Origin of the sequence: Paenibacillus sp. NAIST15-1, assembly GCF_001894745.1 — a bacterium.
GTDB lineage: Bacteria > Bacillota > Bacilli > Paenibacillales > Paenibacillaceae > Paenibacillus_B > Paenibacillus_B suaedae.
The window spans coordinates 32,300-58,220 of sequence record NZ_BBYF01000025.1; the positions used below are offsets into that span (position 1 = coordinate 32,300).

The 25,921-nt window shown below is 47.4% G+C and carries 26 protein-coding genes and 1 other annotated feature; of the genes, 1 reads left to right on the top strand and 25 read right to left on the bottom strand.

The window, feature by feature from the left end:
* Positions 1–59 precede the first annotated feature (59 nt).
* The 23 genes from rpsG to PBN151_RS28685 form a co-directional block, all read right to left on the bottom strand.
* Positions 60–530 carry a 30S ribosomal protein S7 gene (gene rpsG, locus PBN151_RS28575; protein WP_021252463.1) on the bottom strand — a complete coding sequence of 157 codons (471 nt, stop codon included), beginning with the start codon at positions 528–530 and terminating at the stop codon, positions 60–62.
* A 32-nt stretch (positions 531–562) separates the two neighbouring features.
* Complete coding sequence (rpsL, locus tag PBN151_RS28580; RefSeq protein WP_005544563.1) at positions 563–982, bottom strand: 30S ribosomal protein S12; 420 nt, start codon at positions 980–982, stop codon at positions 563–565.
* A gap of 136 nt (positions 983–1,118) precedes the next feature.
* Positions 1,119–1,373 carry a ribosomal L7Ae/L30e/S12e/Gadd45 family protein gene (locus tag PBN151_RS28585; RefSeq protein ID WP_072732031.1) on the bottom strand — a complete coding sequence of 85 codons (255 nt, stop codon included), beginning with the start codon at positions 1,371–1,373 and terminating at the stop codon, positions 1,119–1,121.
* 185 nt (positions 1,374–1,558) lie between these two features.
* Positions 1,559–5,182: a DNA-directed RNA polymerase subunit beta' gene (rpoC, locus tag PBN151_RS28590; RefSeq protein ID WP_021252465.1), complete on the bottom strand. Its 3,624-nt coding sequence runs from the start codon at positions 5,180–5,182 to the stop codon at positions 1,559–1,561.
* Between the two features lie 152 nt (positions 5,183–5,334).
* A complete protein-coding gene (rpoB, locus tag PBN151_RS28595; protein ID WP_021252466.1) occupies positions 5,335–8,877 on the bottom strand; it encodes a DNA-directed RNA polymerase subunit beta in 3,543 nt (1,180 codons plus the stop codon).
* Positions 8,878–9,243: 366 nt separating this feature from the next.
* A complete protein-coding gene (locus PBN151_RS28600; protein WP_072732032.1) occupies positions 9,244–9,858 on the bottom strand; it encodes a class I SAM-dependent methyltransferase in 615 nt (204 codons plus the stop codon).
* Between the two features lie 181 nt (positions 9,859–10,039).
* Positions 10,040–10,405, bottom strand: coding sequence for a 50S ribosomal protein L7/L12 (gene rplL, locus PBN151_RS28605; protein WP_021252468.1), 366 nt, complete (start codon positions 10,403–10,405; stop codon positions 10,040–10,042).
* A 46-nt stretch (positions 10,406–10,451) separates the two neighbouring features.
* Positions 10,452–10,955 carry a 50S ribosomal protein L10 gene (gene rplJ, locus PBN151_RS28610; RefSeq protein WP_021252469.1) on the bottom strand — a complete coding sequence of 168 codons (504 nt, stop codon included), beginning with the start codon at positions 10,953–10,955 and terminating at the stop codon, positions 10,452–10,454.
* Positions 10,956–11,016: 61 nt separating this feature from the next.
* Positions 11,017–11,182 (bottom strand) — a sequence feature (ribosomal protein L10 leader region).
* Between the two features lie 104 nt (positions 11,183–11,286).
* A complete protein-coding gene (gene rplA / locus PBN151_RS28615; protein ID WP_021252470.1) occupies positions 11,287–11,979 on the bottom strand; it encodes a 50S ribosomal protein L1 in 693 nt (230 codons plus the stop codon).
* 62 nt (positions 11,980–12,041) lie between these two features.
* Complete coding sequence (gene rplK / locus PBN151_RS28620; RefSeq protein WP_021252471.1) at positions 12,042–12,467, bottom strand: 50S ribosomal protein L11; 426 nt, start codon at positions 12,465–12,467, stop codon at positions 12,042–12,044.
* Positions 12,468–12,543: 76 nt separating this feature from the next.
* Positions 12,544–13,077, bottom strand: a complete 534-nt coding sequence (gene nusG, locus PBN151_RS28625) for a transcription termination/antitermination protein NusG (protein ID WP_021252472.1) — start codon at positions 13,075–13,077, stop codon at positions 12,544–12,546.
* Positions 13,078–13,100: 23 nt separating this feature from the next.
* Positions 13,101–13,292, bottom strand: coding sequence for a preprotein translocase subunit SecE (secE, locus tag PBN151_RS28630; protein WP_028532522.1), 192 nt, complete (start codon positions 13,290–13,292; stop codon positions 13,101–13,103).
* Positions 13,293–13,330: 38 nt separating this feature from the next.
* Positions 13,331–13,480 (bottom strand): 50S ribosomal protein L33, encoded by a 150-nt coding sequence (rpmG, locus tag PBN151_RS28635; RefSeq protein ID WP_019420680.1) that lies wholly within the window; start codon positions 13,478–13,480, stop codon positions 13,331–13,333.
* A 466-nt stretch (positions 13,481–13,946) separates the two neighbouring features.
* A complete protein-coding gene (gene sigH / locus PBN151_RS28640) occupies positions 13,947–14,606 on the bottom strand; it encodes an RNA polymerase sporulation sigma factor SigH (protein ID WP_021252474.1) in 660 nt (219 codons plus the stop codon).
* Between the two features lie 206 nt (positions 14,607–14,812).
* Complete coding sequence (locus PBN151_RS28645; RefSeq protein WP_072732033.1) at positions 14,813–15,352, bottom strand: NYN domain-containing protein; 540 nt, start codon at positions 15,350–15,352, stop codon at positions 14,813–14,815.
* Between the two features lie 11 nt (positions 15,353–15,363).
* The gene (gene rlmB, locus PBN151_RS28650) at positions 15,364–16,107 is read right to left on the bottom strand and encodes a 23S rRNA (guanosine(2251)-2'-O)-methyltransferase RlmB (RefSeq protein ID WP_028532524.1); all 744 of its coding nucleotides are present in this window, start codon (positions 16,105–16,107) and stop codon (positions 15,364–15,366) included.
* 34 nt (positions 16,108–16,141) lie between these two features.
* Positions 16,142–16,621, bottom strand: a complete 480-nt coding sequence (locus PBN151_RS28655; RefSeq protein WP_028532525.1) for a Mini-ribonuclease 3 — start codon at positions 16,619–16,621, stop codon at positions 16,142–16,144.
* Positions 16,622–16,664: 43 nt separating this feature from the next.
* Positions 16,665–18,080: a cysteine--tRNA ligase gene (cysS, locus tag PBN151_RS28660; protein ID WP_072732034.1), complete on the bottom strand. Its 1,416-nt coding sequence runs from the start codon at positions 18,078–18,080 to the stop codon at positions 16,665–16,667.
* A gap of 29 nt (positions 18,081–18,109) precedes the next feature.
* On the bottom strand, positions 18,110–18,856 hold the full coding sequence (gene cysE, locus PBN151_RS28665) for a serine O-acetyltransferase (RefSeq protein ID WP_072732035.1): 747 nt from the start codon (positions 18,854–18,856) through the stop codon (positions 18,110–18,112).
* Positions 18,857–19,477: 621 nt separating this feature from the next.
* On the bottom strand, positions 19,478–20,926 hold the full coding sequence (gltX, locus tag PBN151_RS28670) for a glutamate--tRNA ligase (RefSeq protein WP_028532527.1): 1,449 nt from the start codon (positions 20,924–20,926) through the stop codon (positions 19,478–19,480).
* 43 nt (positions 20,927–20,969) lie between these two features.
* On the bottom strand, positions 20,970–21,452 hold the full coding sequence (gene ispF / locus PBN151_RS28675) for a 2-C-methyl-D-erythritol 2,4-cyclodiphosphate synthase (RefSeq protein WP_028532528.1): 483 nt from the start codon (positions 21,450–21,452) through the stop codon (positions 20,970–20,972).
* A gap of 32 nt (positions 21,453–21,484) precedes the next feature.
* A complete protein-coding gene (gene ispD, locus PBN151_RS28680) occupies positions 21,485–22,192 on the bottom strand; it encodes a 2-C-methyl-D-erythritol 4-phosphate cytidylyltransferase (protein ID WP_072732036.1) in 708 nt (235 codons plus the stop codon).
* A gap of 42 nt (positions 22,193–22,234) precedes the next feature.
* Positions 22,235–23,320, bottom strand: a complete 1,086-nt coding sequence (locus PBN151_RS28685; protein WP_021252483.1) for a PIN/TRAM domain-containing protein — start codon at positions 23,318–23,320, stop codon at positions 22,235–22,237.
* A 229-nt stretch (positions 23,321–23,549) separates the two neighbouring features.
* Between PBN151_RS28685 and PBN151_RS28690 the strand changes: the two genes are divergently transcribed.
* Positions 23,550–23,945 (top strand): nucleoside triphosphate pyrophosphohydrolase family protein, encoded by a 396-nt coding sequence (locus PBN151_RS28690; RefSeq protein ID WP_072732037.1) that lies wholly within the window; start codon positions 23,550–23,552, stop codon positions 23,943–23,945.
* A 119-nt stretch (positions 23,946–24,064) separates the two neighbouring features.
* Here PBN151_RS28690 and pssA read toward each other — a convergent pair whose 3' ends face one another.
* Positions 24,065–24,793, bottom strand: a complete 729-nt coding sequence (gene pssA, locus PBN151_RS28695; RefSeq protein WP_021252485.1) for a CDP-diacylglycerol--serine O-phosphatidyltransferase — start codon at positions 24,791–24,793, stop codon at positions 24,065–24,067.
* Between the two features lie 54 nt (positions 24,794–24,847).
* The gene (disA, locus tag PBN151_RS28700; RefSeq protein ID WP_021252486.1) at positions 24,848–25,921 is read right to left on the bottom strand and encodes a DNA integrity scanning diadenylate cyclase DisA; all 1,074 of its coding nucleotides are present in this window, start codon (positions 25,919–25,921) and stop codon (positions 24,848–24,850) included.

Sequence of the window (25,921 nt, forward strand, 5' to 3'; positions counted from 1 at the left end):
ATGGTCTCCCTTCAAATTGAGTTTGGTTACTCGAATATCGAGACCAAAACAGCTTTATCCTACCAACGGTAGTGAGCAAACGCTTTGTTCGCTTCAGCCATTTTGTGCGTATCTTCGCGTTTCTTAACTGCTGCACCAGTGTTGTTGGAAGCATCGATAATCTCTGCTGCCAAACGCTCTTCCATCGTTTTCTCACCGCGGTTGCGGGAGTAGTTAACCAACCAGCGCAATCCCAAGGATGTGCGGCGCTCAGGTTTAACTTCGATAGGTACTTGATAGTTAGAACCACCTACACGGCGAGCTTTAACTTCAAGGACTGGCATGATGTTTTTCAGTGCTGCTTCAAATACTTCCATAGGATCGTTGCCTGTACGCTCACGAATGATTTCGAAAGAGTTGTACAAGATCGATTGAGCAACACCACGTTTACCGTCGAGCATGATGCGGTTGATCAAGCGAGTAACAAGCTTGCTGTTATACACCGGATCCGGCAACACGTCGCGCTTAGTAACAGGACCTTTGCGTGGCATGTGAATCCCCCTTTCTGAGTAGCATTAACTTCTTATTTCTTAGCTTTAGGACGCTTCGTACCGTATTTGGAACGAGCTTGCATACGATTGTTTACACCTGCAGTATCCAATGCACCGCGAACGATGTGGTAACGAACACCCGGAAGGTCTTTTACACGACCACCGCGAACGAGAACAACACTGTGCTCTTGCAAGTTGTGGCCGATACCACCGATGTACGCTGTAACTTCTACACGGTTCGTCAAGCGAACACGAGCATATTTACGAAGCGCGGAGTTCGGTTTCTTCGGAGTCATTGTACCTACACGAGTGCAGACACCGCGTTTTTGTGGCGCGCTCAAATCCGTTTCTTCGCGTTTCAACGCGTTGAAACCTTTTTGCAAAGCTGGGGATTTGGATTTAGTTACTTTATCTTTGCGGCCCTTACGTACCAATTGGTTAATTGTTGGCATGTTGGCACCCCCTTCCCATATTATCGACACCTTCATAAATCATTCATTTAAGTCCACAGATCCAGGTGGTTCATAAATGAACAAATGAAATGTCTTTGCCCCAGAATTTCTTCTGTTACAAAAACAATCGGCTTCCCTATTCTTCTTCAACGACAGCTGCGACTGCTGCACCTACTTCGATGCCGCATGCCTTGCCAAGGTCGCGCATCGTGCTGACATATGTCAATTTGATGCCCTTCTTCTCACATAAGCTTACGACTTTCGATGTAACGTGGTCATCAGCGTCTTCGGCAATGTACACCTCGATGGCTTTATCAAGTTCAACCATCTTCAATGTTTGCTTCGTCCCAATACGAATTGTTGCATCCTGTAAACCTTTTTCATTAGACATGATGCATGTTCCTCCAAAAGTACAGGTCTTTGTCTTGGGCACACTACGACATAATAGCACTTCGTTTACCCAGTGTCAAGCAATTTCATAACTTCTTTTTTAAAACGATATATTTGTCACAAAAATGGAGGTTGGCGCCATCTAGACAGCGCCAACCACCTCATTTGAAACCTCTATAGTAGAGCTTACTCCGCTGCGCCAACACCTGCTGCATCAAGGGATTCTTCCGTTACTTCCTCGTCAAGCGGATTAATCACTTTAACGCTGCGATAACGGTTCATACCTGTACCTGCAGGAATCAACTTACCGATAATAACGTTCTCTTTCAAGCCGAGCAATTGGTCGACTTTACCTTTGATCGCTGCATCAGTAAGAACTCGAGTCGTCTCCTGGAAGGATGCTGCAGACAAGAAGGAGTCTGTCTCCAAGGATGCCTTCGTGATACCGAGCAAGATCGGTTTCGCAACAGCAGGTTCCTTGCCAGAGAGGATCGCTTCTTTGTTCGCTGCTTCATATTCATGCATGTCAACGAATGATCCTGGAAGCAATGTCGTTTCACCCGCATCGATGATACGGATTTTACGAAGCATTTGCTTGATCATAACTTCGACGTGCTTATCGTTAATTTCTACCCCTTGGTTCCGGTATACGCGTTGAACTTCCTGCAAGATGTAGTTCTGAACGCCACGGATACCTTTAATGCGGAGCATTTCTTTAGGGTCGATAGAACCGTCTGTAATCTCATCGCCGGCTTCGATTGCCATGCCTTCGCTTACGCGGACACGAGAACCATATGTGACGGAGTACACTTTGGACTCTGCCTCACCTTGGACTTCGATTTCACGACGATCTTTCGCTTCGCGAATTTCTTTAACCACACCATCGATCTCGGAAATGATCGCTTGCCCTTTCGGATTACGCGCCTCGAACAACTCCTGGATACGCGGCAAACCTTGAGTAATATCGTCACCCGCGACACCACCGGTATGGAACGTACGCATGGTGAGCTGTGTACCTGGTTCACCGATGGACTGAGCCGCGATGATACCAACAGATTCACCAATTTCAACGTGCTTACCAGTCGCCAGGTTGCGACCATAACAAATCTTACATACACCGTGACGAGCACGGCAGCTGAGTACGGAACGAATCATCATCTTCTTGACGCCAGCATTGACGATCAACTCTGCCTTATCCGTATCAATCAGTTCGTTACGGTTAACAAGGATCTCCTTTGTCTCCGGATGACGAACCGTTTCACCGGAATAGCGACCTTCGATACGGTCGTACAAGCCTTCGATAACTTCCTTACCGTCGGAGATGTTGGCTACTAAGAAGCCTTTATCCGTACCACAATCTTCTTCACGAACGATAACGTCTTGTGCAACGTCAACGAGACGACGAGTCAAGTAACCCGAATCCGCCGTACGAAGAGCCGTATCCGCGAGACCTTTACGCGCACCGTGAGTGGAAATAAAGTATTCCAAGACCGTCAGGCCCTCACGGAAGTTCGATTTAATTGGCAACTCGATGATTCGACCGGACGGGTTGGCCATGAGACCACGCATACCACCCAACTGAGTAATCTGCGATTTGTTACCCCGTGCTTTGGAGTCAACCATGAGCATGATGGAGTTGTAACGTTCCATCGATTTCATCAAAATCTCGGTAATACGATCTTTCGTGTTTGACCATACCTCGATAACACGATCGTAACGTTCCTCATTCGTAATCAGACCACGACGATACTGATTTGTAATGACACGAACCTTCTCTTCGGATTCCTTCAAGATATCCACTTTCTCTTGCGGTACGATAACGTCGGATACCGCAATCGAGATACCTGCTTTTGTGGAATACGTAAAGCCGATCTCCTTGATTCGATCCAAAATAACCGAAGTCTTCGTTGTATGGAATACATCGAAGCAGCGGGCGATAATTTGACCAAGATAGTCTTTACCTACCCCACCTGTTTGCGGAATATTTTCGATTATTTCTCTAATATTCGCGCCTTTCTCATATACGAAATAATGATCCGGTGTTCCCTCGAACAAATTGCGCTTCGTCGGCTCATTGATGTACGGGAAATCTGCCGGGAATATTTCGTTGAAAATGATACGTCCAACCGTTGTAATAAGGAACGCATCTTGTTGTTTTTCAGTAAAGTCAGACTTGCCCAATTCACGTACTGGAATTGCAACACGTGCATGCAAGGATGCTGAACCACGTTGATAAGCAGATACAGCCTCATTGACGGAGCCAAAGATCATACCTGTTCCTTTAGCTTCCTTGTTGTCCATCGTCAAGTAGAAGGATCCGAGAACCATATCCTGAGATGGTGTTACAACTGGCTTACCGTCTTTCGGGTTCAAGATGTTGCCGGAAGCGAGCATAAGAAGACGAGCTTCTGCTTGTGCTTCTGCAGACAACGGAACGTGAACCGCCATTTGGTCACCGTCGAAGTCAGCGTTGTAGGCTGTACATACGAGTGGGTGAAGACGGATTGCTTTCCCTTCTACCAGAATCGGTTCAAATGCTTGGATACCGAGTCGGTGAAGTGTTGGTGCACGGTTAAGCAAGACTGGGTGCTCACGAATAACCTCTTCGAGAACGTCCCATACTTCCGGGCTAATGCGCTCTACTTTACGTTTCGCGCTCTTAATATTGTGTGCCAAACCTTTATTCACGAGTTCTTTCATGACAAAAGGTTTGAACAGCTCAAGCGCCATTTCCTTCGGCAAACCACATTGGTACATCTTCAAGTAAGGACCTACGACGATAACGGAACGACCAGAGTAGTCAACCCGTTTACCGAGCAAGTTCTGACGGAAGCGACCTTGCTTACCTTTGAGCATATGGCTGAGCGATTTCAATGGACGGTTACCAGGGCCTGTTACTGGACGACCACGGCGACCGTTATCAATCAATGCGTCTACTGCTTCCTGCAGCATGCGCTTCTCGTTCTGTACGATAATGTCCGGAGCACCCAAATCAAGCAAACGCTTCAAGCGGTTGTTCCGGTTGATAACACGGCGATACAGGTCATTCAAGTCAGACGTCGCAAAGCGACCGCCATCGAGCTGTACCATTGGACGAAGCTCTGGAGGAATAACTGGAAGAACATCGAGAATCATCCAATCTGGTTGGTTGCCAGAGTTACGGAATGCCTCGATTACTTCTAGTCGCTTGATCGCACGGTTGCGGCGTTGGCCTTGTGCCGTACGAAGCTCTTCCTTCAGCACTTCAAGTTCTTTCTCAACATCCAAGTCTTGCAACAGCTTCTTAACTGCTTCAGCACCCATACCAGCTTGGAATGCATGACCATATTTCTCACGGTAGCTGCGATATTCCTTCTCGGAAAGCAGTTGCTTTTTCTCAAGAGGTGTATCCCCGGGCTCTGTTACAACATAAGAAGCAAAGTAAATGATCTCTTCCAAGGAGCGTGGAGACATGTCCAGCGCCAAGCCCATGCGGCTTGGAATTCCCTTGAAGTACCAAATGTGCGATACAGGAGCAGCCAATTCAATATGGCCCATCCGTTCACGGCGCACCTTCTGGCGTGTTACTTCAACGCCGCATCGATCACAGACAACGCCTTTGTAACGTACACGCTTGTATTTACCGCAATGACACTCCCAGTCCTTCGTCGGTCCGAAAATCTTCTCGCAGAACAAACCTTCTTTCTCCGGTTTGAGCGTACGATAGTTAATCGTTTCCGGCTTCTTGACTTCGCCACGGGACCAAGAACGAATCTTTTCGGGAGAGGCAAGCCCGATTTTCATAAATTCAAAATTGTTGACGTCCATCAAGGAGCGACCCTCCTTAATCTGTACTTGAGTGTACCGCTCTGTCAGTACACAGGAGCGGAATTCTGTGTTCGAACCATATATGGGCTGGCGGTGGCCGTATAGCAATTCGCTAACGGCCACCGTCCGATCCAACGTTATACGACTTCGGCAGCTTACTCGGTGACGTACTCGTCATCCATGCCGAGATTCAACTTATCCTGCGGAATATCGTCATCTTCATCGATTTCACGCATCTCAATTTCTTCTTCGTTCTCTGTCAAGATCTTGACATCCATACCCAAGCTTTGCAGCTCTTTGATAAGAACCTTGAACGATTCAGGAACACCTGGCTCAGGAACATTTTCGCCCTTCACAATCGATTCATACGTCTTCACGCGGCCGACGACATCATCGGACTTGACTGTAAGAATCTCTTGCAATGTATAAGCTGCACCATAGGCTTCGAGTGCCCATACCTCCATCTCCCCGAAGCGCTGACCACCGAACTGTGCTTTACCACCAAGCGGCTGCTGCGTAACGAGAGAGTATGGTCCAGTAGAACGAGCATGGATCTTATCATCAACCATGTGTGCGAGCTTGATCATGTACATGACACCAACCGTAACTTCGCGCTCGAACGGGTCACCTGTACGACCGTCGTACAAGATTGTCTTACCGTTGCGCTGCATGCCTGCTTCTTCCATCGTATCGAACACGTCATACTCTGTAGCACCGTCGAATACCGGAGTAGCCATGTGCATACCAAGATAACGTGCCGCCATACCCAAGTGAACCTCGAGTACCTGACCGATGTTCATCCGCGATGGTACCCCTAGTGGGTTCAAGACGACTTGAACAGGCGTACCGTCCGGAAGGAACGGCATATCTTCTTCAGGCAAGATACGTGCGATGACACCCTTGTTACCGTGGCGTCCCGCCATCTTATCGCCCTCGGAAATTTTACGTTTTTGGGCAATATAAACACGAACGAGTTGATTCACACCTGGAGGGAGTTCGTCCCCGTTCTCACGTGTAAATACTTTAACATCAACGACGATACCGTCAGTACCGTGAGGCACACGCAAGGAAGTATCACGTACTTCACGCGCCTTCTCGCCGAAGATTGCATGCAAGAGGCGTTCTTCTGCTGTCAGTTCCGTAACCCCTTTAGGTGTTACTTTACCAACGAGAATGTCACCGTCTTTAATTTCCGCACCGACGCGAATGATTCCGCGCTCATCCAAGTTCTTGAGCGCTTCTTCGCCGACGTTCGGAATATCACGAGTAATCTCTTCTGGTCCAAGTTTCGTATCACGAGCTTCGGACTCGTACTCTTCGATGTGAATGGACGTGTATACATCCTCTTTCACCATCTTCTCGGAGAGCAAGATCGCATCCTCGTAGTTGTAACCTTCCCATGTCATGAACGCGACAACAACGTTGCGTCCAAGGGCCAATTCGCCGACCTCTGTGGAAGGGCCGTCCGCCAAGATGTCGCCTTTCTTAACGATATCGCCTTTCTTGGCAAGTGGACGTTGGTTAATGCATGTTCCTTGGTTGGAACGCATAAACTTCTGCAATTTATATTTGACGAGGTCACCTCTGACCTCTTTACCATCAATCACTTCAACCTTGCGAACTTGAACTTCATTCGCTGTAACACGCTCGATGACACCGTCTACTTTGGAGACGATACATACACCAGAGTCTTTTGCAGACTTGTATTCCATTCCTGTACCAACAAACGGAGCTTCTGGTATGAGCAAAGGCACCGCTTGCCGCTGCATGTTCGATCCCATGAGCGCACGGTTGGAGTCATCGTTCTCCAAGAACGGAATGAGCGCTGTCGCTACCGACACAACCTGCTTCGGCGATACGTCCATGTAGTCAACACGATCCGTAGGCATCGTCAAGATGTTATCTGATTGCTTGTTGTAACGAACGATAGCTGTTTCGTCACGGAATGTGCCGTCTTCATTCAGCGGTGCATTCGCCTGTGCGACTACATAGTTATCTTCTTCGTCAGCAGTCATGTAATCGATTTGTTCTGTAACCTGCCCTGTCTTCGGATCGACCCAACGATATGGTGCTTCAATGAAGCCATACTCGTTCACTCGAGCAAACGTAGACAAGGAGTTGATCAAACCGATGTTCGGACCCTCTGGAGTCTCGATCGGACACATACGGCCATAGTGGGATGGATGGACGTCACGAACTTCAAAGCCCGCGCGCTCACGCGTCAAACCACCAGGTCCGAGTGCAGACAGACGACGCTTATGCGTAAGTTCCGCAAGTGGGTTCGTCTGATCCATGAACTGAGACAACTGCGAGCTACCGAAGAACTCTTTAATGGATGCAATAACCGGGCGAATGTTAATGAGCGCCTGTGGCGTAATCACGTTCGCATCCTGAATGGACATCCGCTCGCGCACAACGCGCTCCATACGGGACAAACCGATACGGAACTGGTTCTGCAGCAATTCACCAACGGAACGCAGACGACGGTTACCCAAGTGGTCGATATCATCTGTGCTACCAATTCCGTGCAGCAAGTTAATAAAATAGTTGATCGACGAAATGATATCCGCAGGAGTAATGTTCTTCACGGACTTGTCGATATTGCGGTTTGCAATAATTTTAGTAACTTTACCGTCCTCAATTGGCGAGAACACGTCGATGACTTGGACCGGAATATCTTCCGACTCCATAACTCCGCCTGCCACATGATAGGTTTTGAAACCTACATTGCTTTCAAGACGAGGCAGAATTTCGTCCAAGAGACGACGGTCAACAACTTGACCTGCTTCAGCAATGATTTCGCCTGTTTCTGTATCAACAAGCGATTCCGCCAAGCGTTGGTTGAACAAACGGTTCTTAATGTGAAGCTTCTTATTAATCTTGTAACGACCTACATTCGCTAGATCATAGCGCTTCGGATCGAAGAAACGTGCAATCAGCAAGCTTCTTGCATTCTCGAGTGTAGGAGGCTCGCCCGGACGCAGACGCTCGTAGATTTCAATCAGAGCCTTCTCTGTTGAATCCGTATTATCTTTGTCCAGCGTATTGCGGATATACTCATCATGGCCAAGCAAATCTAAGATTTGCTCGTCTGTACCGAATCCAAGTGCTCTCAGCAATACCGTAACAGGAATTTTACGAGTACGGTCGATACGAACATAGATAATGTCCTTCGCATCCATCTCAAGTTCCAGCCATGCACCACGATTCGGAATAACTGTCGCCGTGTAAGTTTTCTTCCCGTTCTTGTCAACTTTAGTACTGAAATAGACACTCGGAGAGCGAACCAACTGGCTGACAATTACACGTTCAGCACCATTAATGACGAACGTGCCCGTTTCCGTCATGAGCGGGAAATCACCCATAAACACTTCCTGCTCTTTGACCTCTCCGGTCTCTTTGTTAAGAAGGCGCACTTTAACGCGGAGCGGCGCCGCATAAGTTACATCGCGTTCTTTCGAATCATCGACTGTATATTTGGGTTCACCCAAGCTGTAATCGATAAATTCCAAAACCAAATTACCTGTGAAATCCTGAATCGGCGAAATATCTTGGAACATTTCGCGCAATCCTTCGTCCAAAAACCATTGATACGATTTCTGTTGGATTTCAATCAAGTTCGGAACTTCGAGTACCTCTTTGATGCGCGCATAACTGCGCCGAGTGCGTCGTCCATATTGAACAAGATGTCCTGCCAACTTTAACTCACCCCTCATGTCTACTCACAAAAATGGATTGCGAATCCTTTTCGGTATCCTTTATAATAAAGTCCACGAAAGAGACTCTAAAAACAAATGATATAGTACAAAATGTCAGAAAAAAGAAAAACGCACGTTCACGGCAAAACGCAAATGCGATGGACGCCGTTTTCCCCCGTGTCGCCGTTTCCTGTTGTCGATACAACTACATATCCGATAGACTTGCCCAAAATGTAAACATTATACGTCATTTCGCAAAAATGTATGCATCCTTTCAAAAAAAGGCTTGACATTTGGGCCATGTGTAGACATGGAGTCCATCCTAATACTGACATTTTATAATAATACCATATTGGGAACTCAGAGTCAACTTGGAAATGATTTCTTCGCTTGATAGATCCGATACCCTTTGTCCTTCACAACTAACTCTACGTTATCTTCTCCAAACAACTGCTGCAGCTTCGCTTCCGCTGATGGCGCTCCCTGTTTCTTCTGAATGACAATCCATAGAGAACCTCCGTCTGCTAAATGCTCATAGGATTGTTCAAAGATGCGATGAACAACCTCTTTGCCTGCACGAATCGGCGGATTGGTGAGAATAACAGAATAATGCTCACTACCTAGCGCATTGAGGCCATCACTCTCTTGAATCGTGACGTTATGGACTCCATTTAGAAGAGCGTTCTCTCTCGCTAAATCTAAGGCTCGCTCATTCACATCTACCATCGTTACTCGTCCGCGCGTAGCCAGTTTTGCAGCTGTTAATCCAATCGGCCCATAACCACAGCCGACATCAAGAACGGTGGCGTCTTCAGGAATGTCCATGCAATCAATCAGCACTCGACTGCCGTAATCGACACCACCTTTGGAAAATACACCGGCATCCGACACGAATGCTAGCTGCATACCTCGCAAGGATACCGTCCATTTCTTGCGATTATGCTCTACATCTGGACGCTTGCTGTAATAATGCCCTGCCATCTTGATCCCTTCCTGTCATGGTGAAAATAAAAAGTGCTATCGTTCATTGGCTAAGATGCGCGTCGAGTTCCCTATTTACCCTTCGTATTCGATGACACCTAAGCTAAATCGGTAAGTCGTATCTTAGACAACGAACCCCTTGAAAACAAGTTCCAAGGGGTTCGCACTTTGCAAGCAGAGATTACTTCACTTCTACAGATGCGCCAGCTTCTTCGAGCTTCGCTTTTACTGCTTCTGCTTCTTCTTTGCTTACTTTTTCTTTCAATGGTTTCGGGCAGTTGTCTACCAAGTCTTTAGCTTCTTTCAAGCCAAGACCAGTGATTTCACGAACAACTTTGATAACGTTGATTTTGCCTGCGCCTGGTGCAGTCAAGATTACGTCAAACTCAGTTTGTTCAGCTGCGCCAGCATCACCAGCTGCGCCACCCATTACAGCTACAGGAGCTGCTGCAGTTACGCCGAATTCTTCTTCAATTGCTTTAACAAGGTCGTTCAATTCCAATACGGACATGCCTTTGATGGCTTCCAAGATTTGCTCTTTGCTCATTTGTTAAACCTCCATATTTAGTAAAGTGTATGTTACGCGATTAAGCTTACGCTTCCGCTTCGTTCTTCTCTGCAACGGCTTTGACAGCCAATGCGAAGTTGCGCATTGGTGCTTGGAGCACGCTGAGCAACATGGACAACAAACCTTCGCGGGAAGGCAATGCTGCCAAGGCTTTGATTTGATCCACGTCAACGACGCGACCTTCAACTACTCCACCCTTAATTTCAAGAGCTTCGTTTTTCTTCGCAAAGTCGTTCAAGATTTTCGCAGGTGCTACTGCGTCTTCACGACTGAATGCGATAGCTGTCGGACCAGACAATACTTCATCAAGTTCAGACAACTCAGCTTCTGCTGTCGCACGGCGTACCAATGTATTTTTCAATACTTGGAATTCGATGCCTGCTTCGCGCAGTTGCTTACGAAGTTCAGTAACTTGAGATACTGTCAATCCACGGTAGTCAGCAACAACCGTTGTAGCGCTGCTACGGAATTTCTCAGCGATATCTTGTACAGCTTGCTGTTTCGCTTCGATTACTTTTGCGTTTGCCACTCGTTCCACCTCCTACAAGGTTCTACTTAACACCGCATCCTGTCCGAGATCTTCTACCTACTTCAGCATAAGAAAAGCCTCTGCAGTTTACTACAGAGGCATCACGATAGCACTTGGTGCGCAGACGTGTCAACGACACGCTCCAAGCACTCAGTCTATTTCGAACACCTCGGTAGGAGATTAAGCCTTTCGGCACCTACTGTCTACGGTACGATTATTCAAAAGTTAATTGCACATCATGTGTTAGCAACTCTATTAGCATAGCATGGACAGTTGAACCATGTCAACCACTCACAAAACTTGCCAACAGATTCCCACTAAAGAATAAATCTTAGCGGAAAGATGCTGTGTTCACACGTGCTGCAGGGCCCATCGTGGAAGAAACCGCGATGTTTTTCAAATACACGCCTTTAGCCGCTGCTGGCTTCGCACGGTTCAATGCATCGATCAACGCTTTGAAGTTGTCATGCAACTTGTCTGCATCGAAAGAAGCTTTACCGATTGGTGCGTGGATTTGTCCTGCTTTGTCCAGACGGTACTCGATTTTACCAGCTTTGATCTCTTGAACAGCTTTAGTAACGTCGAATGTAACCGTACCAGCTTTAGGGTTAGGCATGAGACCTTTACCACCGAGGATACGTCCCAATTTACCTACTTCGCTCATCATGTCTGGCGTAGCTACGCAGACATCGAAGTCGAACCAGCCTTGTTGAATTTTGTTGATCATATCTTGATCGCCTACAAAATCAGCACCAGCTGCTTCTGCTTCTTTTGCTTTTTCGCCTTTTGCAAAGACGAGAACGCGTTTTGTTTTACCTGTACCGTGTGGAAGTACAACTACCCCACGAACAGCTTGGTCTTGTTTACGAGGGTCTACACCCAAGCGAACAGCAACTTCAACTGTTTCGTCGAATTTTGCTGTAGCCGATTTCTTAACCAACTCAATGGCTTCCATCGACTCATAAGCAGCATCTCTATCGATAAGCTTTGCAGCTTCGACATATTTCTTGCCACGTTTTGCCATGATTATTTCCTCCTTTGTGGTTTTAACGGATTAACCTCCCACATGCGCCAAAGAAGAACGTATTAGTCTTCTACGACAAAGCCCATGCTGCGAGCTGTACCTTCAACCATACGCATAGCCGATTCAACGGATGCTGCGTTCAGGTCAGGCATTTTTTGCTCAGCGATTTGACGTACAACGTCGCGTTTCACTGTTGCAACTTTTTTCGTGTTCGGTTCACCGGAACCTTTTTCGACCTTAGCCGCTACTTTCAACAATACTGCAGCCGGTGGAGTCTTCGTGATGAACGTAAAGGAACGATCTTCGAATACAGAGATTTCAACAGGAATAATCAAACCTGCTTGATCAGCTGTTTTCGCATTGAATTCCTTACAGAACGCCATGATATTGACACCCGCTTGACCCAATGCTGGACCTACCGGAGGCGCTGGATTCGCCTTACCCGCTGGAATTTGCAATTTAACGACTTTAATGACCTTTTTCGCCATTTCAAACACCTCCTTGCGCTAGTTATGTGAGGTTCAGGTTGCCCTATCTCACAGTAGAAACCAATAGAAAGATGTATTAGATCTTCTCCACTTGGTGGTAATCCAACTCAAGAGGGGTTTCTCTTCCAAACATGTTGACATGAACCTTAAGCTTCTGCTTGTCTGTAATGATCTCTTCGACCGTACCGACGAAGTTCGCGAAAGGCCCTACCATAATGCGAACCGATTCCTTCAAGTCGAAATCGACTTTTGCTCTCGGATCTTCCATGCCCATTGTCTTTAAGATCTGATCGACCTCTTCAGGCAACAGTGGAATAGGCTTTGAACCAGAGCCGGTAGATCCGACGAATCCGGTAACCCCTGGCGTGTTGCGAACAACATACCAAGACTCATCCGTCTGAATCATTTCAACCAAAACATAACCGGGGTAAACTTTACGCATGACAACTTTCTTTTTGCCATCCTTGTTTACCATTTCTTCTTCCATCGGAACAAGAACGCGGAATATTTTGTCTTCCATGCCCATGGATTCAACGCGCTTTTCCAAATTGGCTTTAACTTTGTTCTCATAACCTGAGTAGGTATGAACAACGTACCATCTTTTTTCCATAACTAAGCCACCTTGGGACTTTATTAAATAATCGCTTCGACTATCGCGGAAATTCCGATATCAAGGACCCAGAAATAAAGCGTCATAAAGATAACCGTGGCTAAAACGACGATCGTATAGCTTGTCAGTTCTTTACGACTGGGCCAGCGAACCTTTTTTAATTCACCCCAGCTGTCGGCAAAGAAGGAAAACATCGAACCGAAACTTTGTTTCAGTTTCCCGAAGAAAGCCACGGACTACACCTCCATCAGACTTATCTCGTTTCGCGATGAGAAGTATGCTCGTTGCAGAACTTGCAGAATTTCTTCAACTCAATGCGGTCTGGGTGATTACGTTTGTTCTTTGTTGTCGTATAGTTGCGTTGTTTGCAGTTCGTGCAAGCCATCGTAACGATTACCCGCATGTAGTACACCTCCTGAAGACACCTTAATGATAAGAAGCGTCGAATTTCCCCAAGCAGAAACGGATTGACCATCCTTCTACAGGGGGACAAATCGTCTCTTGTTCGCTGAATAATCCACTCTCAGTCTAATAACCAATCATTTCTTATTCAGTAAATACGTACGCATATTTAGGGCTACCTAAAACACTTTATCACAAGGGGCAAATGATGTCAATGATAAGATGTTGACGCCGTGGGGGGCGATGTCATTCACTCTATCATATCCGACAGCTGCTTGACAAAGGAAAAGATCACTAATGTTCCTAGTCGCTATCAGTATGGTGGAATATTACGCAATCTAAACCTTCATTCTCGTAAACTTTCGATGTAAAATTAATTGCTTTCAACCGGATACAGTATGTACACAATGAAAAAGAGCCTATCTCCCATACTAGGTTGATAAGCTCTTACATCTGTATTCGACTAATTAACATCCGCTATCCCCGCCATCCCGTAACTCCAAATATCGCTCCAACTTTCGCTTGACTCGCTGCAGCGCATTGTCTATCGATTTGACGTGGCGATCCAGATCAACGGCAATTTCCTGATAGGAACGCCCATCCAAATACAACATGAGCACTTTCCGTTCCAAATCGCTCAAAATTTCAGACATCTTGTCCTCGAGCCCAACGAATTCTTCTTGATTAATGATCAATTCTTCTGGATCAGACACCCGCGAGCCACCAATCACATCTAGCAAGGTACGATCTGAATCTTCGTCATATATCGGCTTATCCAACGACACATAAGAATTCAATGGTATGTGCTTCTGGCGCGTCGCCGTCTTAATCGCAGTAATAATCTGTCTAGTAATGCACAGTTCGGCGAATGCCTTGAATGATGCCAGCTTGTCTCCCTTAAAATCACGAATTGCCTTGTATAATCCGATCATGCCCTCTTGAACAATATCCTCACGGTCAGCGCCGATTAGAAAATATGAGCGTGCTTTTGCTCGAACGAAATTGCGGTACTTGTTAATTAAGTATTCGAGCGCTTCGCTATCTCCCTCCCTGACCGCGTCGACTAGCTGTTCATCCGACGAACGATCGTATGAGGAGGTGCTTAATACTTTGAGGTCAACACTCACTAGCAATCCCTCCGGCCTGCAACGCAATCCACCCGTTACATCACAAATGATAGATTCAGTATATATGAATCTATCTATCATCGTCAACCAAAGGAAGCCTTATCCTGTGCGGAATTTGAGCATTATTCCAAAATAAGTCTATGCATTTGACTGCATACGCCAATAATAACGTTGAAAATGACGCTCAAGCTCCTGTCCTACGCTACTCAATCTTCTTCCCCTCGGCGCAGCCGTTCAAGCTTAAGCAGTTGATCCAGCTTAAGCTTGCCTTCAATCGGGTTACGCTTGATCGGCTGCAGTGCCTGTTCACGAATCTTCGTCTCCACCTCGCGCCGGGCCTGTACGATAATGAGCCCCAGCTCGCGTGCCGAAATACGAAGTGCACCTTGTGCAAAAGCTACGTTCTGTTCTGTCATGTCTGATGTTGCTACGTAGATTTGACGGCGGCGATGCCCAAGCTCCCTGGCAAGCCGCTCGATGCATTCGTCCGCTGTCTCTTTCTCCTTCGTGAACTGTACAGAGACTTTACCCTGCGTGTACTTGGCGCCTAAGCCAGGAACGCGATATGCATCAAATACCACAATTACTCTTCGGCCGGAATATGCTAGATAGTCTGCAAGCATATTTAACAGTCGTTCTCTTGCTTCATCTAAGTCTTTATCTTTCAGCTCTCTTAATTCCGGCCACGCCCCGATCATGTTGTAGCCGTCAACAAGAAGCACATCGCGCCAATCCTGCCGATCCATACCGGGCAGCCTCAGCCGCGACGCCGGCGCACGACCTCATACATGAAGATGCCTGCAGCTACCGACGCATTAAGCGAGTTAATTTGCCCTGCCATTGGAAGCTTATACAACATATCGCAATTTTCCCGAACAAGTCTGCCCATTCCTTTATTCTCGTTACCGATGACAAGCGCGATTGGAAGATTGAATACATCCGCTTCATAAATGTCTTGCGTTGCTGTTACATCTGTACCTACGATCCACACTCCACGGTCTTTAAGCTGCTGCATCGTCTGAACCAAATTCGTCACCTTGGCTACCGGCACATACTCGACAGCTCCAGCAGATGTCTTAGATACCGTAGCAGTCAGTCCAGCTGAGCGGCGCTTCGGAATAACTACGCCATGCGCACCTGTGCAGTCCGCTGTACGAAGAATGGAACCCAAATTGTGCGGATCCTCGATTTCATCCAATAGGATCAGAAACGGAGTCTCGCCTTTAGCCTCAGCTTGAGCTAAAATATCTTCCACTTCTACATAATGATAAGCTGCAACCTGTGCGACAACTCCTTGATGCTGAACCCCTTCGACCATTTGATCGAGCTTGCGCTTATCGACCATTTGAATCACGACGCCAGCTTTCTTGGCTTCTGCAATAATCGGCCCTGTTAAATGTTTTTGTGCATTTTCCGCAATCCATACTTTATTTATCGTTCTCCCGGATTTGAGCGCCTCGGTTACCGAATGCTTCCCGGCAATATATTCTTCTTCATGCATGCGTAAGTGTGCCTCCCGTCTAGATGTTTCCCTTTTACTTTTGCTGCTGTTCTGTCCCATGTGCTTGAACAATCATAGTAACGAATTGCCGCATTCGTTCAAAATTTTCATTCAGATATAAATAGCCGAATAAAGATTCAAGCGCTGTAGCCTGTCTATATTCACTTACGTTCGCACTTTTCGGCACACTGGACTTCGTATTGCGTCCTTGACGAACGACGTCTGCTTCTTCATCTGTTAATATCGGCATCAGAAGCGATAGCGCACGCGCCTGCGCCTTGGCAGATACATACCCCGTCGCTTCACGATGCAGGTGGTTCGGCCGATGATTCGGCTGTGATATAAGATATTGTCTGATGGCAACTTCGAAGATTGCATCGCCTATATAAGCGAGTACAATCGGATTAAGCTGCTGCGGCCGCTTGGTCGGGGCGAAAGGGAACAGCCATGTTCCAGCATCCCCTGACCTTGCTTCAATTGTTGTCGATTGATGTTCCTGTTGATTATCATTCATTGCGTATGCATAAGCTCCTTCGTCGACCGTAATGCCGCTGCGACTATTTTCGGCGCCAGCGCACACCCTGAGGCGTATCTTCCAGAACGATCCCTTGCTCGGTTAACAGATCGCGAATTTCATCGGCTCTCGCCCAGTTTTTCGCTTTGCGAGCATCGTTGCGTTCTTGGATAAGTTGGTCGATTTCCTCATCCAGCAATTCCTCTTCCTTCTCCAATACCAGTCCAAGCACCTCGTTCATCGCTTCAAAGGCATCCAGCAATGCTTCCAAGTCCCCAGCTGCAAGCGAATCAGCTTGCTGCAAATACGAATTCGCCTCACTTGCCCATTCGAATACAGCAGTAATGGCATCTGCCGTATTGAAGTCATCCTGCATCTTCGCATCAAAGGTCTCTAGAATGGAAGCTATCTTCACTTGAAGTGCCTCGTTCGCATCTTCCTGCACAGATGGATCTGTATTCAGAGATGCCAATGCATGGCGGACATTCGCAACTGCATTCGCTATGCGGCTGACGCTTTTCTCTGCCTGTTCCATCGCTTCTGCATTGAAGTTCAGTGGGTTGCGATAGTGTGTCGACAACATGAAGTAGCGCAGAGCAGCCGGATCATATTGCTTCAGCAATTGATGAACCGTTACCCCATTACCAAGCGACTTCGACATTTTTTCATTATCAATATTAATATATCCGTTATGCATCCACACGTTGGCAAGTGGTTTTCCTGTCACGGATTCGGACTGTGCAGCCTCACATTCGTGGTGCGGGAACTGAAGATCCTGGCCGCCGCCATGGATATCGATCGTTTCACCCAAATATTTGCGCGACATAGCCGAGCATTCAATATGCCAGCCTGGACGGCCTTCGCCCCATGGGCTTGACCAAGAGATTTCCCCTGGCTTCGCCGCTTTCCATAAGACGAAGTCAGCTGCGTCATCCTTGCGCTCATCCACTTCGATTCGAATTCCGAGCTGCAGCTCATCAATGTTCTGACCGGAAACCTGGCCATACTTCGCAAATTCTCTCGTACGGAAATACACATCTCCGCCCGATTCATAAGCCTTACCGTTTGCCACAAGCTCTGAGATGAAGGCGATGATTTCCTCCATATTATCCGTTACACGCGGGTTATTCGATGCACGGCGAATACCTAGACCATCATTATCCTCATAGAACGCCTGAATAAAGCGCTCCGCAACTTCTTGTACCGTGGATCCCAGATCTGCTGCTTTGCGGATCAGCTTGTCATCAACATCTGTGAAATTCACGATGTAGTTTACTTCGTAATCCAGCGTCTCTAAATAACGGCGAACAACGTCAAAAAAGATCGCAGGCCGCGCATTTCCGATATGGATATAGTCATACACAGTTGGCCCGCATACATACATCGTAATGCGATCCGGATCTATCGGCTGAAACGGCTCTTTCGTACGTGTCAGCGTATTATAAATGTGCAAAGTCATGCAAGTCACTCCTCCTTGATGTTCGGGATTTATTTGTTCACTTTCTCAAGTTCTTTCCTCGGTTGTTGGACAGACTCCTCTACTGGTATGCTTTCTTGACTTTCAGTCTCTGCAATTTCAGCGTCGCTGCCTTGGGGATGCTTAAGTTGGTGCAGTTCAGCTCTCAATGCATCCATCTCAATCTGCATGCTTCGAAGCATATCAATCACTGGGTCAGGCAGTTGGGCATGGTTCAAGCGGTCAATGCGCACTCCATCCTGCTTCACTACACGTCCCGGAATGCCCACGACTGTACAGTTCGGCGGTACTTCCCGGAGCACGACGGAATTGGCTCCAATGCTTGAATTGTCTCCAATAGTGAAAGAGCCAAGCACTTTCGATCCAGAAGCAATGACGACATTGTTCCCAATCGTCGGATGCCGCTTCCCCTTCTCTTTCCCCGTACCTCCAAGTGTTACGCCTTGGTAAATGACTACATCATCGCCAATCTCACAGGTTTCACCAATGACGACTCCCATGCCATGGTCAATAAACAGTCTTTGGCCAATCCTCGCTCCAGGATGTATTTCAATTCCCGTCATGAACCGGCTTATTTGCGAAATAATGCGCGCAGTCGTAAACCAGCGCCAACGATAGAACCGATGTGCAATGAGATGCGCCCAGATGGCATGCAGGCCTGAATAGGTAAAGATTACTTCGAATCGGTTGCGCGCCGCCGGGTCGTTATCGAACACCGCCTGCACATCGGATTTCATTCTTCGAATGACACGCCACATGCTCTGTCCCCCCCGGAACTCAGCGAATTGAGTTAGCATTCCTCTCTCATACACACAAGCGGATACATAAATTCATCACAATAAAAAACGCCCCTGCAGCATGATGCTGCAGAGACGCGATGCGCGGTTCCACTCTGCTTGGACAACATCATATCTCCGCTATTGCCATCGTATATCTATCCTCCACTTACACCGGATACAAAACCATGACATAGCCAAATACTTGTTGCCCCTCTTGAATATCCTTAACGCGGATGATTCGCCACCCCCTACCCATGTACCAGGTACATGCTCAAGGACGGAGCTTCCGGGTGCATCGCATAAGCTTAAAAATGGAACGACTCACAGCCTGTAAGGAGCGATGGACACCAGATCCATAGTCTTCCTTATCTCGATCGTTCTCTCTGTTCATTTTTATCCCGCTTATACTCTCCCGTTCAACGCTTTTATTAGTATGCTCAATCATACTTTACGAAGCATGACTTTCCTTCAGAACGAAATAATGAAAAGGATTCTATCGTTAAGTATATTCGAAGCTCCTACTGCATGACAATAACAATCGATGAAAGTTATCCGCATGTGCATTCGAATCATATCCTATCCAAAAACATCAAATCTGATCTATCCATTCAAGCGAGCTAGGACCTTCTCTTTACCAAGCAGAACAATCGTCTCATTCAAATCACGGCCGTGCATTTGCCCAGATACTGCAACACGAACCGGCATGAACAGACCTTTGCCCTTGGCGCCTGTTTCCTTCTGAACTTCCTTCAAGGATACCTTGATCGTATCTGCATCCCAAGTCGTTGCAGCTTCCAGCTTCGCACGAAGTGCTGCCAATACGGTAGGAACCTGCTCTTCAGCGAGCACTGCCTTAGCTTCTTCGTCGATGACAAGTTCTTCACGGAAGAACATCTCCGACAATTCCACAATGTCGGATGCACAGTTCATTTGCTCCTGATACAGCTTCACAAGAGCAGCCGCCCAAGCTTGCTGCTCTTCATTCAGCTGCTCTGGCAAGCGTCCTGCACGCTGGAGATGAGGAATCGACAATGCCGCAATGCGATCAGGTTCTGCTTTCTTCATATACGTATTATTAATATGCGTCAGCTTATTCGTATCAAATACAGCAGGGCTCTTGGACAAGCGCGTCTCGTCAAAGATCGAGATGAGCTCCTCCATTGAGAAGATCTCTTCTTCCCCTTTTGGTGACCAGCCAAGCAATGCGATGAAGTTAACCATTGCCTCTGGCAAGTAGCCGAGCTGCTCATATTGTTCAATAAATTGAATGATCGACTCATCCCGTTTGCTGAGCTTCTTGTGATTCTCATTTACGATAAGCGTCATATGTCCAAATACAGGCGCTTCCCATCCAAACGCTTCAAAGATCATCAATTGGCGAAGCGTATTCGTCACATGATCTTCTCCACGCAGAATGTGAGACATCCGCATCAAATGGTCATCGATGACAACCGCGAAGTTATAAGTCGGTATACCGTCCTTCTTCACGATAACCCAGTCGCCTGTTGTATCGGATTCAAACGTAATTTCACCTTTAACCATATCATTAAAGGTATACGAGCGTCCTTGCGGCACGCGGAAGCGGATGCTAGGCTTGCGGCCTTCTGCCTCCAGGTGTGCATGATCCTCAGCGGACAAGCTGCAGCACTTGCCGGAATACTTCGGCGTTTCGCCGCGTTCAACTTGTGCTTCCCGCTCCGCTGCAAGCTCTTCTTCCGTACAATAGCAGCGATAGGCAAGCCCGCGCTCTAGAAGCTCGTCCACATATTTATTATAGATATCCAAGCGCTCCGTCTGACGGTACGGGCCGAAATCCCCGCCTACATCAATGCTCTCATCCCAATCCATGCCGAGCCACTTCATGTACGTAAATTGGTTCTCTTCTCCGCCTTCCACATTGCGCTTCACGTCCGTATCCTCGATGCGAACGATGAACTTACCCCCATGGTGACGTGCGAACAAATAGTTAAACAATGCCGTACGCGTATTACCAATATGTAAGTGTCCTGTAGGGCTTGGTGCGTAACGAACTCGAATATCGTTATTCATGATTGCTTCACTCCCGTACTTTGTCTTTCCATTAATCATTTCATCATACCATATTGTGAAATAAGCAGACAACAGCCTGTGCGGCAATTCCCTCACCGCGTCCAGCAAATCCTAATTGTTCCGTTGTCGTAGCCTTCACATTCACCTGCGAATCCTCTGCGCCGAGAGCGCGAGCGATATTCGCTACCATCGCTGGAATATGCGGCAGCATCTTCGGTTTCTGTGCAATAATCGTGCAATCGATGTTGCCAAGTCGATAACCGCGCTCAACAGCTAGCTGCCATACATGCTCTAACAGCTTCATGCTGTCCGCATCCTTGAATGCAGGATCCGTATCTGGAAAATGCTTGCCGATATCCCCTAATCCTAGTGCGCCCAGAATTGCATCACTTACCGTATGCAGAAGCACATCAGCATCTGAATGCCCAAGCAATCCCTTCTCGTAAGGAATATGAACGCCACCAATAATGCACGGCCGTCCCTCTACTAACTGGTGCACGTCGAATCCCTGTCCCACTCTAATCATACGTAAGCCTCCCTCTCCTTCTGCCTCAACATTCAATTTCGCTTAGCTTCATGACGAGACAGCCACCATGCAGCCCAATCCAGATCATCCGGCGTCGTTAGCTTAATGTTCGTGTAGCTCCCCTCCACTACGTGAACAGCAATTCCCATCCGCTCAACAAGCATCGCATCATCCGTTCCCACGAATTGCTCCTGCTCCGCGAGCTCATGAGCAGCCATTACATCAGCAAGCCGGAAAGCCTGTGGTGTCTGAATCGCCCATAAGCTGCTGCGATCAGGTGTTGCCGTAATAATACCGGACTTGTCCACCTGCTTAATGGTATCCTTGACCGGAACGGCCAATACGGCCGCTCTGTGCTGCCGGGCCGCATCGTAACATGCGCTTACTCTGCCCGGCTCTACAAAGGGCCGTACACCATCATGGATGCACACATATTCGAGTCCACGCGCTTTCAGAGCCTGCAAGCCAGCATATACTGAATGCTGACGTTCCTTGCCTCCTGTAACGATGTCTTGAACCTTATGCAATCCGTATTGTTTCACCCATGCTTCGCAGCGCGCATAATCCTGTTCCGTGGTTACCCATGCGATCGATTCGCACTCCTCCATGGACTGAAACCGCTCTACGGTATGGATGATTACTGGCTTATCCTGTAAATGCAAATACTGTTTACTCTCTTCCGTGCCCATGCGCGTGCCTCTGCCAGCAGCGACTATGACCACGCCAAACCCTCTGTCCATCCTTACTAACCCCCATGATGGTAGTATCCCCATCATACCTGTTTATTGGGCTTTTTCCAACAGTTTTGGCTTAGCAAATATCATTCGTCCTGCTGACGTCTGAAGTACACTGGTCACCAGAACCTCCATCGTCATGCCGATATAATCTCTGCCGCCCTCAACGACGATCATCGTACCATCATCCAAGTAGGCTACACCTTGACCATGTTCCTTACCATCCTTGATGACTTGAACAACAATCTCTTCTCCTGGGAGAACCACTGGCTTCACAGCGTTGGCTAGATCGTTAATATTGAGCACTGATACTCCCTGCAGCTCACATACCTTGTTCAAGTTGAAATCATTCGTGACGACTTTCCCCTTTAGCAGCTTCGCGAGCTTAACCAGCTTGCTGTCTACCTCCGAAATTTCGTCAAAGTCCCCTTCATAAATGAGTACTTTTACTTCCAGTTCTTTTTGAATTTTATTCAGAATGTCCAACCCTCTGCGTCCACGGTTCCGCTTGAGCAAGTCCGATGAATCCGCGATATGCTGCAACTCCTCTAAGACGAATTCAGGAATGACGATTGTCCCTTCAATGAATCCGGTCTTGCATATATCTGCAATGCGACCATCAATGATGACGCTTGTATCCAAGATCTTATGTTCTTCCATTCCTCTGCTCTTCTCTTCACCTCGTTCAGGCATGCGGAAGGCGGAGACCCACTTTACAATCTCATCCTGCTTCATAAGTGCTGCTTGCAACCCTGCTGCTGACAGCAGGACAATCATACAAACCGATACCATACGCCCTACTGTCCCAAACGGCTCAAATAGCGGTACAAGCAACCCCCCAAAGGACAGTCCCATCAATGCGCCAGAAGCTCCAATCACCAGCATCCCTGCTGACATATTCACCATGCGTTCTTCCAAGCTGCCCCATAACCGTGCCAATGGCGTAAAAAGTGCACGACCCATCACAATAAAGCAAAATGCCCCACCAAGTGCCCATAACAGTCCGTTAGAAGTTATTCCAGGGTTGGATAATGACGAAAACTCCATTGTCTGCATATTCCAATACCGATGGAACTCTGTCCCACTCCATGCTCCGATCAATCCTGCAACCGCATAAAATAATCGTCTGAACACGAAGTCCACCTCCTTATCTAATTTGAATATCTTTACAATTATGGCCCAACCCTCTCGCTCCTAATCGTCCATTCTTACATTTTTAAATTCGAGGCGAAGTTGAAATGTAGGAAATCCTAGTCGTATAATAGGGGAGTAGTACGGAATGGGGAGAGCTGAAATAACGTGAGTCCCTTGAGCAGTATGGCTCGGGCCGAACCACGATTCCATGAATAGAGGTGGATGAGTAATGAGTACTTCCAGTTTGCAATCTTTGCAGGATCAAGTCGGCGATTTATTGTTAAGACACCGAAGCTTGCTGGACATTCTTTCGAAATACGGACAGTCTGACGCCTCGGTAAACCGCGCGGTAACGAAAGCCATAACAGAATGTGGCTGCTTGGAGCTGCATGCGAAGCGGCAGCCCTACCATGACGACATGGATATGGATCAAGCGAAGCAATCTCTTGAATCACATGTTCAAGGTCACTTATGCGAGAACTGCAAGGATGTTGTGAAGAGCGAGCTTGGCAAGCACCTATTCTATATGTCTGCCCTGTGCAATCTGCTTGATATTGATCTTGACGATGTCGTCAAACAGGAATCGAGCAAGTGCCAAACTCTCGGGATATTCAACCTGTCCTAATGGAATGAAGAAGAACTGAAAATTGATACAAGATAATTGGAACGGAAATCATATACAACACAAAAAGCACCTGCCGCCCAATTATGGACTGCAAGTGCTTTTCTTTTGGGTTTATTCGCTTAAGAATGCTTCGACTGGTACCACTCTTCCGCATCAAGCTGTTTCTTGCGGCGGCGATTCAGCATTCTAACGTTTTTTTTTAAACCAAGCAGCGCATACAGTACCAACGGCACAAAAATCAGCTTCGGTGTCTGTTCTGGCTGCCATACCGCGATCGCTACTGCCCCTGCAATAACAAAAGGCGTAATCCAGATGGCCTTCTTCGGAATACCGACTTTCTTGAAGTTCGGATATTTCACTGTACTAACCATTAAGTAAGATAATAAAATCATCGCTATCATAAGATAAGCCGCTGGGATGCTCTCATGGAACAAGGCAAGTGTACATGCCACACCGCCAGCCGCTGGGATTGGCAAGCCGATGAAATACCCCGGAATACCATCCTTAACGTTGAAGCGTGCAAGTCGCAGCGCACCACAAATCGGGAAGATTGCGGTAACGATGCAAGCCAGCACCGGGTTACTATCTGTAAAAGCGACGGCATACATAATAAAGGCTGGCGCTACACCGAATGAAATCACATCGGATAGGGAGTCAAGCTCCTTGCCGAATTCACTCTGTGCGTTCAATGCTCTTGCTACACGCCCATCCAATCCGTCGAGCAACATGGCAATAATAATCATAAGAGCTGCTAAGTTGTAGTCATCGTGAAACGCAAGCATGATGGAAATGATTCCGAGAAACAAGTTACCGATCGTAAACAAGCTCGGAATGGACTTTGTAATCATAGGTTCACCTCTAATTTTACTATGCCCAACGTACGTCCTTTCATTGTAGGAAAATCAAATTTGCCTGTCAATGAAGACCTGCTCCTGAATCCGCTTAAGCCCTTCCTTAATCGCACGAGCGCGAACTTCGCCAATGCCGTCTACTTCATCCAATTCCTCAATCGTTGCCATCATGACATGAGGGAGGTATTGGAAGGTTTCGACTAAGTTGTGAATAATGACATTAGGAAGTCTTGGTATCTTGCTAAGAACGCGGTAACCGCGCGGCGAAACGGATTCTTCCTGAATCGTGCTCGTCGTCGGGTAACCGAGCAGTCTTATTAAATGATGGGTATCAAGCAGTTCATCTGCCGTGCATTTCTTAAGTTGGGCTATGATCTCACGTACCTTCTCATCGCTTCCGTCCCGGGCATAATCCTTCAACAGCAGCCAAGCGTCTTCTTCGGTGTTGCTTACGAGCTCTTCGAGCTGCATGCTGATAAGACGTCCCTCTGTTCCCAGTTCGTTGATGTAACGCTTGATCTCCATCTTAATACGTAACACCATCTCAATACGTTGCACAACGTTTACGACATCGTATAAGGTAACCAATTCTTCGAACTCGGATGCAGTTAAATTTGTCATGCCTTGTACAAGCACAACCTTATATTTTTCCAATGTCTGAATCGCTTGGTTCGCCTTCGTGAGAATAACGCCAATCTCCTTAAGTGCATAACGCAGACTGCCTTGGTACAGTGTAATGACATTCCGGCGCTGGGAGATGGAGACTACCAGCTTCCCCGTCTGCTTCGCTACCCGCTCCGCTGTCCGGTGCCGGATGCCTGTCTCCGTAGATGGAATGGAGGAATCCGGAATGAGCTGTGTGTTCGCATATAATATCCGCTTAATGTCTTCACTCAAGATAATGGCGCCGTCCATCTTGGCCAGTTCGTACAAGTAGCTCGGTGAGAAGTCACAGTTAATGGAGAATCCCCCGTCTACAACTTCCATTACTTCTGGACTGTATCCAACGACAATAAGTGCCCCTGTCTTCGCGCGCAGCACATTCTCAAGCCCGTCGCGGAAAGGCGTTCCTGGTGCGACCATCCGCAGCAGGTCGTTCATAATATCCAGTTGGCTTTCCTTCAT